The 12,866-nt window shown below is 63.2% G+C and carries 12 protein-coding genes; 3 read left to right on the forward strand and 9 right to left on the reverse strand.

Annotated features, from left to right (window positions below; translation table 11 throughout):
- Window positions 1–76 precede the first annotated feature (76 nt).
- The 9 genes from LFT47_RS17310 to LFT47_RS17350 all read right to left on the reverse strand — a co-directional run bounded on the left by LFT47_RS17310 (window position 77) and on the right by LFT47_RS17350 (window position 9,503).
- Entirely contained in the window at window positions 77–1,270 is a 1,194-nt protein-coding gene (locus LFT47_RS17310; RefSeq protein ID WP_236812560.1) for an AAA family ATPase, read from the reverse strand.
- Window positions 1,267–2,016 carry a Flp pilus assembly protein CpaB gene (cpaB, locus tag LFT47_RS17315; protein WP_236812561.1) on the reverse strand — a complete coding sequence of 250 codons (750 nt, stop codon included), beginning with the start codon at window positions 2,014–2,016 and terminating at the stop codon, window positions 1,267–1,269. Before cpaB ends, LFT47_RS17310 begins: the two co-directional genes overlap by 4 nt.
- A 34-nt stretch (window positions 2,017–2,050) precedes the next feature.
- Window positions 2,051–3,082, reverse strand: coding sequence for a Tad domain-containing protein (locus LFT47_RS17320; RefSeq protein WP_236812562.1), 1,032 nt, complete (start codon window positions 3,080–3,082; stop codon window positions 2,051–2,053).
- Entirely contained in the window at window positions 3,070–3,444 is a 375-nt protein-coding gene (locus LFT47_RS17325) for a TadE/TadG family type IV pilus assembly protein (RefSeq protein WP_236812563.1), read from the reverse strand. Before LFT47_RS17325 ends, LFT47_RS17320 begins: the two co-directional genes overlap by 13 nt.
- Before the next feature lie 125 nt (window positions 3,445–3,569).
- Entirely contained in the window at window positions 3,570–3,797 is a 228-nt protein-coding gene (locus LFT47_RS17330) for a Flp family type IVb pilin (protein ID WP_236812565.1), read from the reverse strand.
- Window positions 3,798–3,843: 46 nt separating this feature from the next.
- Window positions 3,844–4,056: a Flp family type IVb pilin gene (locus tag LFT47_RS17335; protein WP_236812567.1), complete on the reverse strand. Its 213-nt coding sequence runs from the start codon at window positions 4,054–4,056 to the stop codon at window positions 3,844–3,846.
- 725 nt (window positions 4,057–4,781) lie between these two features.
- A complete protein-coding gene (locus LFT47_RS17340) occupies window positions 4,782–7,580 on the reverse strand; it encodes a PEP/pyruvate-binding domain-containing protein (RefSeq protein WP_236812569.1) in 2,799 nt (932 codons plus the stop codon).
- A gap of 99 nt (window positions 7,581–7,679) precedes the next feature.
- On the reverse strand, window positions 7,680–8,345 hold the full coding sequence (locus tag LFT47_RS17345; protein WP_236812571.1) for a PAS and ANTAR domain-containing protein: 666 nt from the start codon (window positions 8,343–8,345) through the stop codon (window positions 7,680–7,682).
- A 195-nt stretch (window positions 8,346–8,540) separates the two neighbouring features.
- On the reverse strand, window positions 8,541–9,503 hold the full coding sequence (locus LFT47_RS17350) for a plastocyanin/azurin family copper-binding protein (RefSeq protein ID WP_236812573.1): 963 nt from the start codon (window positions 9,501–9,503) through the stop codon (window positions 8,541–8,543).
- A gap of 419 nt (window positions 9,504–9,922) precedes the next feature.
- Here LFT47_RS17350 and LFT47_RS17355 point away from each other — a divergent pair, with 419 nt between their 5' ends.
- The 3 genes from LFT47_RS17355 (at window position 9,923) to LFT47_RS17365 (ending at window position 12,860) form a co-directional block, all read left to right on the forward strand.
- Window positions 9,923–10,966, forward strand: a complete 1,044-nt coding sequence (locus LFT47_RS17355) for an LCP family protein (protein WP_236812575.1) — start codon at window positions 9,923–9,925, stop codon at window positions 10,964–10,966.
- Between the two features lie 203 nt (window positions 10,967–11,169).
- On the forward strand, window positions 11,170–11,790 hold the full coding sequence (locus LFT47_RS17360; protein ID WP_236812576.1) for a CalY family protein: 621 nt from the start codon (window positions 11,170–11,172) through the stop codon (window positions 11,788–11,790).
- A gap of 83 nt (window positions 11,791–11,873) precedes the next feature.
- Entirely contained in the window at window positions 11,874–12,860 is a 987-nt protein-coding gene (locus LFT47_RS17365) for a signal peptidase I (RefSeq protein ID WP_236812577.1), read from the forward strand.
- The last annotated feature ends 6 nt before the right edge of the window (window positions 12,861–12,866 follow it).

A 12,866-nucleotide genomic window follows, 5' to 3' on the forward strand; every position in this document is an offset into this window, starting at 1 on the left:
GCACCAAAATCCACCCCCGGGCCGGAAGACGCTTCGGTCTTGTCCTCGGCGGCATGCAGCCGTTCAGACAGCTTCATTAGACGACGACCCTTCTGTGCAGTTTGCGCTGCGCTGTGGCACGCCACGCGGGATTGAAGCGCTCGACAAGTTGCTTGAGTCCCTTGACGGCCGGATCCTTCACCGAGTCCTGGAGCACGGGAATGCCGCGGTTGGTGGAGAACGCTACGGCCTTCGATCGGGGGATGCTTACGTCAACCGGGGCGCCTACGGTGGACTCGACGTCCTGCACCGACAGGCCCGACTTGGAATCAGCCATGTTGAGCACCACATGCCGGGTTTCCGGCAGGAGGTTCAGCCTGCGGAGAATGTCCAGGCCGGAACGGAGGCCCCGGACACTTGGAACGTCCATGCCGGTCACCCAGACGGCGTCCGAGCATTGCTCGAGGGCAGCCAGCCCGATTTCGGGCAGTCCGGGTGCCGTGTCAACAACCACGTATTGGAACTCTTGTGCGAGCTGTTCGAGGAGCCTACCGACTTGTTCCGGAGAGATCTCGTCTGCTTCGACGGGGTCCTTTGGCGCGCACAAAGCATAAATGCTTGCCGGGTGGACAGTGAGAAATGCCTTGAGCACCAGGGAATCCTGGCTGGCCGAGGGAGTAACGGCATCGGTGACAGTATGCTCCGGATTGAGGTAGAGCCCGGAGGCGACGTCACCGAATTGAAGGTCCAGATCCACGATCACCACGCTCATCGGCGCGATCTTGCCCAACCCCACTGCGATGTTCGTGGCGATGGTCGTCTTGCCCACGCCGCCTTTGGGGGAAAAGACGCCGATCACCAAACCCTTCGGGGAGCCGGATTGCTTGGGTTCCCCGGTGCGCTGCCGGCTCGCGAAAGACTGGCACGCGCGCTCAAGCATCACCCGTATCTGGGCCAGGTCCGCATCCGGACTCATGATGTCGCGGATACCGGACCGCATGGCTTGGAGGACAAACGCGGGATCCAGTTCACTGACAAGGATGACGCTCAGTTCCGGCAACTGCACATCGAAGACGGTGGCCAGGCGCAGGGCATCTTCCACGGGCACGTCGGGTCCCAGAATCAACACTTCGAGTTGTTCCTGGTTGAGCGCGCCGAACAGTTCTGCTGGATCAGCCGGCAAAATGCTCGTGAAGAAGGTTTGCACGCTTCCGGGCAGGCCACCCGCAACAGCTTGTCGCAACCGCTGGTCAAAATCGGTATTGGGCGTAATCAGGACAAAGCGGCTCACTTGTATACCCCGCTCTGCTGCATGAGGGTGGGGCCACTGTCTTTGGCATCCAACGGCTCTTTGCTCAGCCAGATCTTGGCGTACTCGGCGGCGAAGACAATCTTGGAGGCATCCACATCGCTCACGGCGACGGTCAGCAAGAGGGAACCGGTGGGAAGTGCGCTGTCCTTGGAGCCGGGCGCACCGGAGGTGGGATTGGGCGTCGCTTGCGCACTCGCGGCTGTTTGGGGAGCGCGTTGGACCATCGTCACAAGAACCTTGTGTATCACCAATTCGGTAGTTGGCTTGTCGCTCGACATGGAGATGAATATTCCTATGTGGTCACCAGGAACCAGCAGTCCCCCGACTACCCGCTGGGGTTCCAATTGAAATGAGACCTCCTGAAGCCCTGCCGGCACCTTGACGTCTCCAGGAGTCTTGAGCGCGTCCGGGGCCACCAGTCTTTCCGACACCAGCGTCTCGCCAGGGACGAGGTCGACGGCGGCCACCTTGCCTTGTGCGTCCCCCAACGTGTGTAACGCTGTCTTGGGGACGGCCGATCCCGGCAGTTGCTGGGTATCGAGGGAATCCTTCATAGCGTCAACAGAGGTGCCGGCCGGGATGGCCGTCTTGACCACCAGGACGTCAACGGGTGCCAGGTTCTGGACTGCCCGTTGATCCGCGCCTTGAGCGTAGGAGAAGACAAGAATCACCCCAACGAGCGCCAGCACTGCCGCTGCCGACCCGGCCAACAAGCGTGACTTCACTTACAACTCCTGTGCTCAAAGAATGGATGAAAAGCTAGGGGGTGAGGCGCACAATGGTGGCCCCGTAGGCATCTACCGGGCCCAGCGAGTAGCCATCTGCCAGCGAGACGTACTTGATGAAGCTCCCGATGATTCCGCGGCAGCCTCCGGTGCAGGCAAGAGCATTGGAGACGTCGGAATTCGTGTTACGGAAACTGTCCGGAAGACTGTTGTTGCCACCGCTGAATTTCCACCCAGTCACTTTGAATGCTGCGAATGACACGAGATGGTAAACAGCCCCGGCTCCTGTACCTGTTGCGACGTCGAAAACCGGGAGCAGCACGATGACATTCCCACCAGCGGTGAGCGTGTCACCCCATTTTTGAAGCGTCGCTAGACAGTTTCCCGGCATACTGTTCCCCGAGGAGTTGCCGGCTTCGCTGGTGGCGAGGTTGATCGTGCTGCCACACAATCCGGCATCCTGGGCGAGCCAGCCGAACCCCCCAGGCACCACAGCCCCGGATGGGCCGTAATTGCAGCTGGGATTGGCACCGGAGCTGTGTTCCTGAAGAAGCTGAAGCGCTCCGCCGATGTATCCCTGCACTTGGCAGATGGAATACGCGAGTGGAAAGGCGGTTCTGCCGGCGACCGCGCTCCCCCACTGAACGCTGGACGTGGTCAAGACATTCGTGCTGTTCATGCCCAGGACGCGCGCAAAAAGGAGCGAGACGGCGTTCGGCGCCCCGCCTGCCTGCTGGGCCCCGGCGGTCACAGTGACTTTCCGGTTTGTCAGGTCCAGATTGATCGACTTGATGTTGTTCAGGCCATCGTTTGCGTTCTTGTTTGCGATGTCGCTGGCGATGGGGGACGTGGTGGAGCAATTCGGATCGCTCGTACTCGCGGCGCACTTCTGCGCCACCGCGAGGGCGGCGGCGTCGGATCCGTTCTGCACTTGCGCCCTTTCCGAGTACAGCATTCCTGCATCCACGGCGAGGGCGGCAAACCCGAGCAGGACCACCAACAAGAGCGCGACAAGAACCGCAATCGCACCGCGCTCGCCGTCGTCGTGGGTCATCAGCCGCCGCATATCATGACTCCTACTCCTTGCATGGGGAAAGGCCCAGCGATTCCCGTGAGCGTACTGAGGGTGTACTTGATGGTCACGGACATCTGGGCGCCGGAGGTACAGCTGGCGGGACTGAAAGTGAAGTTCGTGTCTGCCAGCTGTGGATTCAACGACACGGCAGCGTTCTTCGCCGCAGTCTTGGCGGCCGTCTGATCATTCGAAATAGCCATGACGCGAACTCCTTCGCGTGCTGCGTTCGAGAGCGACACCTGCACGTTGTAAGCCCTGCCGAATTCCATAATGCCTAGGAGCAGCATGATCAGGAGCGGTGCCAGGATGGCGAACTCGACTGCCACGGCACCGCGCTCTGAAGACCTCGGCATGATGTTGCCCTCCCAGAAAACGGATAGTTCGAATCAAGCAGAGTGGCGGCCGCCTGAACGCTGCCGCCACTCGGGGTTTGCTTGGTGCGCTGGTATTGCCTCCAAGGCATAAAGCCGGGAGACCGCTAAGGGCAGGTGGCTTGACCGGGGCCCGATCCTGCACTGAAGGTGGTTTTACCAGCTATGGAACACTGGGCTTGGGTGAAGGTGTCGTGAACTGTCCCACCCAGCAGGGTCACAGCGGCGATGATTACCACTGCGATGAGGGCGACCATGATGCCGTATTCGACGGCGGTGGCACCCGTTTCGTCGCGCCGCACGTGAGATGCGGACTTGAGGAAAGCGGAAAGCATTGATGCTCCTTGTCTGGTACGAACAGTCGGGGAGGAGGCGAACCTACTAGCCACAAACGTTGGTGGTGGTGTTCCACGTTTTGCCGGAAACTGAGCATTGGACCTGGGAGAAGGTGTTCTTGACAGTCCCACCCAGCGCCGTGACGGCGACGATGATGACAACAGCAATGAGGGCGACCATGATGCCGTATTCGACGGCGGTGGCGCCCTTTTCGCTACGACGGATGCGCGAAGCGGCGTTGGAGAAGAAAGCAAACATGTGAAACTCCTGAGCGAGTTGGGGAGATACGGGCTGGTCCAGCACCAGCTCTCTAGCAACTTAGCAACGCCCAATACCCCGGGGAGCAGTCCTTGGGACAACCTGTGCCAAGACTCGCGATCCTGCGCATTTCTTGGGTCAAACCTGTGGAATCCCTGCGATCTTGGGCTTCCCTGCCAAGCCGACCAAAGGTGGGAAAACAGCGCAACAGGACTCCCGCCGCCGTCGGGCCCCCACCAGGACGCTCGCTCACATATACCGCCAAAAACCGGAACGCTCGATCACAAGATGTGAGCGAGCGTCTGCCGAAAACACCTAAAAGGTGAGCGAGCGTCCGGGGGGAGCACCCCCAAAGGTGGGAAAACAGCGCAACCGCCCCGCCGCCGTCGGGCGCCGACAAACAAGTCGCCGGCACACCCGCGACGCTCGCTCACATATACGGCCAAATCCCAGAACCCTCGCTCACATATAGGGCCTTTTTGCATGATGCTCGCTCAGATCAACTGAGCGAGCGTCCGCCGAAAACCCCACACAAGTGAGCGAGCGTCCGGGGGGGAGCACCCCCGAAGGTGGGAAAACAGCGCAACTGCCCCGCCGCCGTCGGGCCCCCACCAGGACGCTCGCTCACATATACGGCCAAAAACCGGAACGCTCGATCACAAAATGTGAGCGAGCGTCCGCCGAAAACCCCACACAAGTGAGCGGGCGTCGGTGGGGGCGAAAGGCTAGGCGGGTGGGTGCTCGACCGTCACGGTGCCGGCGTCGCCGTCGACGGTGATTTGTTGGCCGCTCGTGAGCCGCTGGGTGGCGACTCCGGTGCCGAGCACAGCGGGGATGCCGTACTCCCGGGCCACGATGGAGCTGTGGCTCAGCGGACCGCCGACGTCGGTGACCACGGCGGAGGCCATGGCGAACAGCGAGGTCCACGCGGGAGTGGTGATACGCGCAACGAGGACCTCTCCGGGCGCCATCTGGTTGAAATCCTGCGGCCCGCCCAGGACGCGCGCAGGAGCACTAACCCGGCCCGCACTGGCGCCGACCCCTTTGATGACGTCGCCCGACTGGTCCTGGGAGCGTGCCGGCATCATTGATTCGAAAGTGCGCTTCATCCAACGGGTCTCCGGCAGCAGTTGCGGCGCGGCCGCCTTGGCCTGCCCCCGCCAAAGCATCTTGCGTTCCTCGACGACTTCGGCACGGACGGGGCGCGCAGCCCCCGTAATTGCCACCGCCACCGGCGCGAGCGGTTCCGCCGTGCCCGGCGGCCGCGGCGCGGCGAGGCCGAACTCGACGGCGCTTTGCAGCTCCTGCCGGCGCAGCCAGAACACGTCGGCGGGGCGGGCGATGACGCCGGAGTAGACCAGCCGTTGTCCGAGTTCGAGCAGCATCCGCCGGATCAGCGGCCAGGCAAGCCCGACGTCGGCCAGGGCATCTTCGCGTATCGGTGCGGACTTCTGCGCCCACCGGAGCAGACGGATGAACGGCGCCTTGCGACTCCGCCCGAGCCGGGTCTGTCCGAGCCGGGCAAGCATCCGCTCGGTTTGGTCCTCCCGCCTGGCGGCCGAGAGCCGTTGGCGCTCATGCGGGTCGTTGCCGTGTCCCTGGAGGTAGAACTTGACCGTATCCAGCAGCGCCGAAGGATCGTCCGCCGGCACCGGGCTGGCGAAGTCCAAGTTGTAGACCGCATGGCCGAAGCGATCGAGGTGGGCCTGGAAACGTGGATGCCACTGCTGCCAGAGGGCCGGGTCCATGCCGGCGGGAGGGAGCCAGCTACGCTGCGACTCGGCCAGTGCCGCCGTCTCTTGATCGAGGATGGCGGGGGCCAGCCCCTCGACTTCCCGGGCCCACGCTGCGAGGTCGTACAACGATTTCTCCGCACGGATCGGTTCACTGTCGTAGCCGAGGAGGAATGTCTCGGCGGGGGGATCCCCCGCGCGCCGGATGAGTTTGTCGTAGAACGCCCGGAAGGAGATTTCGCTCGTCGCGGCGATCGGAATGACTGACTCCACGGCGGTGTAGTACACAGTCCCGGCGTCGAGCAACGTCCGGACACCCTCAAGCAACTCTTCTCCTGAAAGATCCGCCGCGGACTTCGCCGCCCAGTCTTTGAGCACCTCCTTGTAGCGGGGATGCGAGAATTCACGCCAACCCGTCATGCCCATGTGCGCCTTGCCTTGAGCCAGGGCGAGCATGGCCCCCGGCGCCTTGCGCATCACCCGCCACATCGCCGAGGAGCGGTAGTAGTAATAGGCGTACCCGTTGATGGTGGGCAGTCCGACGTCGCCATCCCTGACCACGTCGCTCCCGACGGCCTCGTTCATCAGGGTCTTGAGCGAACGGGTGACCGAGCCGTCAATGAGGTCGGCGAACAGCGGCGTGAGCGGGTCCGGCAGCTGTTCCACGATGCTCGCCCGGAAATAGAGCCCCTTCGGGTAGGGCAACGGCCACGTGTCTGGGGTGTCCACTACGGGTTCAGGCAGGGCCGTGATGGGCCTGGACTGCAGCATGAAGAAATTGCCGTCGGCCCGCGCCCATTCGATGTCCTGCGGAGTTCCGAAGTAGTCCGAAATCCGTGTTCCATAGCGGGCCAGCGCGGCGGCAGCTCCGGCGTCGAGCACGGCTTGGTTGCGAAGCGCCGCCGGGACCGGTTGCTCCGTAGTCCCTCCCCGCTCCTCGGAGCCGTCCGCGGTGCGGTCGGCAGCGCCGTCCGCGGCGCGGTCCGCATACACGGTCATGACTTCCTTGTCGGCGGTCCGGCGCGAGAGCACGCGGCCGGTTCCCGCTTCGACCACAAGGTCATCCGTGTTGACTGTTCCACTGACCACGGACTCCCCCAGGCCCCGCGCTGCACTGATGACGATCTGGTCGCGGCGGCCGTTGGCAGGATTGGCGGTGAACATGACGCCGGCCGCCTCGGCCTCGACCATCCGCTGGATCACTACCGCGAGGCGTACATCGCCCGGTGCGATGCCTTCACGGTCCCGGTAAGCCATGGCGCGCGCCGTCCACAAGGAAGACCAGCAATCGACGACGGCGGCATCCAACGCTTCCGCCCCGCGGACGTTGAGGTAGGTTTCCTGTTGCCCGGCGAAGCTTGCCGAGGCAAGGTCCTCGGCCGTTGCGGACGAGCGCACCGCCACGGGCGCACCGCCGTCGTCGTCGCCGCCGTCGCCGCCGGAGCCGCCGCCACCGCCGTCGTCGCGAGAGCCGCCGAGGCCCTCATAAGCGGCGGCGAGCTCGTACGCGATGGCCGCGGGCATGGTGCCGCCAGTGAAAAGGTCCCGGATGACGGCCGAGGCATCCTCGTAATCCTGCGGCGACGCGTCGGGCGGGAGCGTCGCCAGTTCCTGGATGCGCGCCTGAATCCCGTTGGCATTCACGAAGGCCTCATACGCCGCCGTGGTCAGCACGAATCCGGGAGGGACCGGAAGCCCGGCGCGAACAAGGTTCCCCAGCCCGACGCCCTTGCCGCCGGACACGGCGACGTCGGCTGCTTGGACATCGGCGAAGTTGTAGATGTAGGTCATGACCGTCGCTCCTTGCCGCGGAGACGCCCTCATCGAGCCTGACTCACAACATACTGCCACTCCGTCCGGCGAGAGGCGATGGCTGCGCTGTCCGGCTTCTTACTGCCGGTCCAACGCGCGTTTCACCGCAGCCTGGTCGCAAGCCTGGAGAACACGAATGAACCCGTCCATTGCTTCTGGCCCCTCGTCGGTGTCGGCCACGCGAACAAGGTGTGAGGCCAGGACTGCGACCTTGACGTTCGTCATGCTGCTGCAACTCACAAGCAATTTGAAGGCTGCGTCGGAGCTAAGGAGCAGCCGCCCCATCAGGATGCCGCGTGCCTGATTGATGACGCCCCGGGTCGCATTGGCGCCCGCGACGGCGTCACGCGCCGCTTGCTCGGTTTCCCGCCGCAGCGTGGACGTCAGGTCCACCGTGGTCCCCTCGAGCGCGACGGTCCCCGATGGGCCCAGTTGCGCGTTCCCCGCCGTCAGCACACGACGGACTTGTCCCTGCGCGTCAATGATCCGGTGATAAATACAGAAATGGCCGCCGTCCCGGAATACTTGAGCCAGGATCTCCATGGTCCGCGGCCTGTCATCCGGGTGCTTGTGCGACATGAGCAGCTCGAGCGTGGGCACAACTTCCCCTCGCTGGTAGCCGTGGAGATTGAAGAGCCCGTCGGACCATTCCGCTTTCCCTGTAAGCGGGTCAAAGAGGAAGGTTCCGGCCAGAAAGCCGGGGGCGCCCAGTGCACTCGAGTACGTATGAGGGCTGTCCAACATGGCGCAAAGACTCATTTCCTAAGGGTGCTTATTAATTCAGCTAAGCGTACAGAATACAACGCGTACGACGGCGGCGCGCGCCGTCGGCGCTTCGGCTCACCGGCCCGCCCCGACCCGCGCCACGGGGCCTGTTTCGCCGTCGGTATGTAGCGCCGGCACAGGAAACAAGCCCCGGTATGCGTTCAAGTTACCGGCTCAGTCCTTCACCACCACCTTGCCGACCATTCCAAAGTAGTCGTGGAGTGCGCAGATGTAGTCGTATACCCCTGCCTTGTTGAAGGTCACTGTGAATGTCACGCCCGGCGGCAAAATGCCCGAATTGAGCTGTCCGCCCGTGTAATTCGTCGGATCGCCCAGCGGCGGGAACGGATTGGCTGGCTCGGTACCGAAGGTGATCGTGTGCGGCTCGCCCATGCCGTTGTTCACGAAGCTCACTTTCTCACCAACGTGGATGACCACTTTGGGTTCGATGAACCGCATGACCATGGCAACGCCGTCGTCGGCCCCGGCAAACACGGTGTGGTTGTCCGCCTGATCGCGTGCGTCGCTCCATTGCTTGTAACCGTCACGGATGATGGCCCGTTCAGCCCGCTCTACCCGGTTGTTGTATTGCTCCTGGGTGTACGGGTAGTCAGTACCCTTGGCCCGCACGTGGACTGTGCCCTTCTGGCCCGCGCCGTGCACCAGGCAGTAGTACGTGAAATCGCCTGCATCAGGGAACTTCAAGGTGTAGGAACTGACTTCGGCGAAACCACTGTTCGAGACGTTCGACATCACGCCTGAGTTGTAATAGGAGTGTCCGTCGTAGGACGTGCCGCCCTGCGCGGATATATAGAGAGGGCTGAAAGGATCAAAGGGTTGCGTGGACTCGATGGTTTGCCCCGCGGCCAGGAACGTGACTGTATGGATTTCGGCCGCGTTGGCCTCCCAGGTGACCTTGTCACCCGCATTGATGTAAATGTTCTTCGGGAGGAAGGACATTCCCTGGATGGCCTGGTCCGACGATTCGGAGCCGACCTGGACGGTCCACGTCCTGGCGGATTTGCCACTGTCCGCTGCAGCTGTGCCACTCAGGGCCACCGGCAACACGAGGGCAAGTAGCAAAACCATGAGGGCTCGAAGGCGCGGCAATAGAACGGGTTTTGGATGAGCAGTCATAAGACTCATTCCTTAGGAAAATCTTTGCTGACCGGCTGTTATTAGCCTGGAAATTTTGAGGCGCCGGAGACCATGGCGTCGTTTGACGGTGACTCGGTTTCTTTTAAATTCCCTATGAACTTCAGCTCGCAACTGCCGCCCGTCCCCCGCATACGATGCGGCGCCACGACGTTGGGGCCATGCAGAATCCTCCCTTGCTCGCAGGGATTACGTCCAGCTCCGTGGGCTAAGAGCCCCCCATTGCGGAACCGAAAGGACACGGCAAAGCCGGCCCATGTGAAGGCGAGAGATTTATCTCTCATGGTGCTACCAGGACGTTATTTTGTCGAGACTCCAGGACTGCATACGGGCGATTTTTGTGGCCGAAATGAGGCCTTCGCTGGCGCGTTTTTAACTCACCTGGGTGATACGTTCCGGACATGAACGGACGACGGCGACTGTGGCTTGCGGCGGGACTGGCAGTTCTGCTGGCCCTCGTGGTGGTTCTGGCCGCGGTCATTGCCGGATCCAACAGGACCTCGTCCGGATCGTCGCCCTCAAGCGCCTCCGCGGGCGCAACCGCTACCCGGACGCCATCCCCCAGCAAGTCCCCTGCGCCAACCGCTGCCGCACCGGCCCCGCCTACCATCCCGGAGCTTCCCGCGACCCCCATGAACATCCTGGTGATTGGCAGTGACAGCCGTGCCAATGCCAGGGACCAGAACAACCAGACCGTCACCACGGGGCAATCGTCGGACCAACGCTCGGATTGCCTGATGCTGATCCACGTCCCAGCAGACCGGCACAAGGTCTACGGTATTTCGATCCTGCGCGACAACTGGGTGGACATCCCGGGCTATGGAGCATCCAAAATCAACGCCAGCCTTGAGGTGGGAGGCGTCCCCCTAGTGGTCCGGACCGTCGAGACGCTATTGGGCACGCACATAGACCACACCGTCATGCTGGACTTCGAGGGCTTCAAAGTCCTGACCGACGGCCTCGGCGGGATCGACGTCAATGTCACACAGCCCTTCACCGCCAGCTTTGACACCCATCACACCTTTGTTGCCGGCATCAACCACTTGGACGGAGAAGCGGCCCTGGAGTTCGTCCGCGAGCGCTACTCGTTCGTGGACGGAGACTACCAGCGCGTCCGCAACCAGCAGACATTCCTTCGCGCCCTCTTGGCCAAGCTTTCCGGGGGCGTCCAGACTCCCGCCGGCGTGTTGGGACTCGTCCAATTTGCAGCCAACTACCTCACTGTGGACCAAGGATACGACCCCGCAGCCGTCGCCATCCTGGCCTACGCGCTCCGCACAGTTGATCCCGGTGCCTCCGGCTTCTTCACCCTGCCCACCGCGGGCACGGGTACCTCCCCGGACGGACAATCGATCGTGCTGCCGGATTACGCGGGAATCGGAGAAGTGGCCGCGGCGCTGCGGGACGACACCCTGCCTGAATATGTGGCCGCCCACGGTTACTGAGCCGCCGCGGGCTACTCGTTTCCACTACTCGGAGGCAGCAAGCACCTGCCTCCCACCACTCGAAAATTACTTGATTGAATCTTTAACCAATCTTCGAGAAAAGCTAGCGGGAACCTTGCGGCTTCCTAAAAATCCTGCCGGAAAGTAGAGGTCATCGGACAGCAAAGCCCCGGTCACACGGGCTTCAAGAAACGGAAAACATCATGGGTCTCAACCTGAAAACCACCACCGGCAAAGTCATCGCATCCCTGGCCCTGGTCGGCACTGCTGCCGGCGTGGCAGGACTGGGAACCTACGGTGCCTTCACCTCCAGCACCTCCGCCAGCAACACCGTCGCCTCCGGCATCGTCAACATCGCCCTCGGCGCCTCCGGCACCACCAACCGGCTCAGCGTCGCCGCCTCCGGCCTGGTCCCCGGCGACACCGTCCAACGCGTCGCCACCCTCAGCAATGCCACCGGAAACCAGTCCCTCTCCGCGATCACGCTGACCACCGCGGCCTCCCCGACCTCCCTGCTGGACACCAACACCACCATGGGCCTGCAGGTCGCCGTCGATGACTGCTCCACCGCCTGGACCGAAGCCGGCACCGCCCCCGCCTACACCTACACCTGCTCCGGCACCACTACTTCGGTACTGGCTTCCCGTCCCGTGATCGGAGCCAACGTCGCCCTGGCCAACCTGACCTCCGTCACCGCCGGCCACACCGACAACCTCCGCGTCACCCTGACCCTGCCCTCCACCGCAGACAACACCCTGCAGAACCAGAGCAGCACCATCGCCTTCAACTTCACCGGCACCCAGCGCACCGCCACCAACCAGTAACACCCCCACCCAGCCAGCCCTCCGCCGTCGAGCCCCCCCGAAAACGACGGCGGAGGGCCTCCCACAAGAACGGAGACCCAGCCATGACCGCATCACTGGTCCGCCACCGGCGGGTCTCCCGGACAGCCACCACGACGGCGACACCCGGCTCGGGTAAGGGCCAGAGTGTTGCGTCGAAGTTTGCCCGCGCCATGGTCAGCGTCATCACCACCACGGTGATGGTTGCGGCCGTCGCTGCGTTCCTGTTCCTCGCCGTCGGGCCCCGAATCCTCGGTTACCAGACCAGCACCATGCTCACCGGCTCGATGTCCCCGCTGATCAACCCGGGAGACGTGGTTGTCACCGTTCCCGTGGCGGTCCAGAACCTGAAGGTCGGGGACATCATCACTTACCACATTCCGGTGGAGGACCAGCGGGTGGAGACCCACCGGATCATCGACTTGACGGTGAACAACCAAGGTACTGCCACCGTCCGTACCAAGGGCGATGCCAACAACGGCGCAGACCCCTGGACCGCGACCCTGGCAGCAGGCCAGGTTGACCGCCAGGTGTTCACCGTCCCCTACCTTGGCAACGCGATCCGGGCTCTTCGTGATCCCGTTGTCCTGAAGGTCCTGATGTACGGCGCTCCGGCTGCCCTGGTAATCATGGTGCTCGTCTCCATCTGGCGGAAAAAGCCCGAAGGCGACGACGGCGCCGTGGACGCCGGCGCCGCTTTGCCGGCCTTTGACCGCCGCCCGCTCAAGCGCCTGGCCAGGGAGATGAAGAGCAAGGAGGCCGCCGAGAAGTTCGCGGCCGCCTACGCCAAGTTGCTGCCGCAGCGGGTGGACAAGATCAGCCACGCACTGAGCACCGGCGACAGCGACCTCGCGATGGATGCGGTGCTCAGCCTGAAAATCAGCTCCTCGATGGTAGGGGCGCTCCGGATGGAACAGCACTGCGTCCGCCTCGAGCAAGCCTTGGGCACAACCGATCACGCCGCGGCGATCCAAGCCGGGGAACTCGTCCGCCAGCACCAACCACAGCTGGAAAAAGCCCTGGGCGGTCACGCCGCCCGGCGCGCTGCTTGAAATCCT

Origin of the sequence: Arthrobacter sp. FW306-2-2C-D06B, from assembly GCF_021789175.1 — a bacterium.
Lineage (GTDB): Bacteria > Actinomycetota > Actinomycetes > Actinomycetales > Micrococcaceae > Arthrobacter.

Coding starts and splice junctions, on each gene's coding strand:
- LFT47_RS17320 (WP_236812562.1), bottom strand. CDS start 3,082: ATGCGGCGGCTGATGACCCACGACGACGGCGAGCGCGGTGCGATTGCG.
- LFT47_RS17325 (WP_236812563.1), bottom strand. CDS start 3,444: ATGCCGAGGTCTTCAGAGCGCGGTGCCGTGGCAGTCGAGTTCGCCATC.
- LFT47_RS17330 (WP_236812565.1), bottom strand. CDS start 3,797: ATGCTTTCCGCTTTCCTCAAGTCCGCATCTCACGTGCGGCGCGACGAA.
- LFT47_RS17335 (WP_236812567.1), bottom strand. CDS start 4,056: ATGTTTGCTTTCTTCTCCAACGCCGCTTCGCGCATCCGTCGTAGCGAA.
- LFT47_RS17340 (WP_236812569.1), bottom strand. CDS start 7,580: ATGACCTACATCTACAACTTCGCCGATGTCCAAGCAGCCGACGTCGCC.
- LFT47_RS17345 (WP_236812571.1), bottom strand. CDS start 8,345: ATGTTGGACAGCCCTCATACGTACTCGAGTGCACTGGGCGCCCCCGGC.
- LFT47_RS17350 (WP_236812573.1), bottom strand. CDS start 9,503: ATGACTGCTCATCCAAAACCCGTTCTATTGCCGCGCCTTCGAGCCCTC.
- LFT47_RS17355 (WP_236812575.1), top strand. CDS start 9,923: ATGAACGGACGACGGCGACTGTGGCTTGCGGCGGGACTGGCAGTTCTG.
- LFT47_RS17360 (WP_236812576.1), top strand. CDS start 11,170: ATGGGTCTCAACCTGAAAACCACCACCGGCAAAGTCATCGCATCCCTG.
- LFT47_RS17365 (WP_236812577.1), top strand. CDS start 11,874: ATGACCGCATCACTGGTCCGCCACCGGCGGGTCTCCCGGACAGCCACC.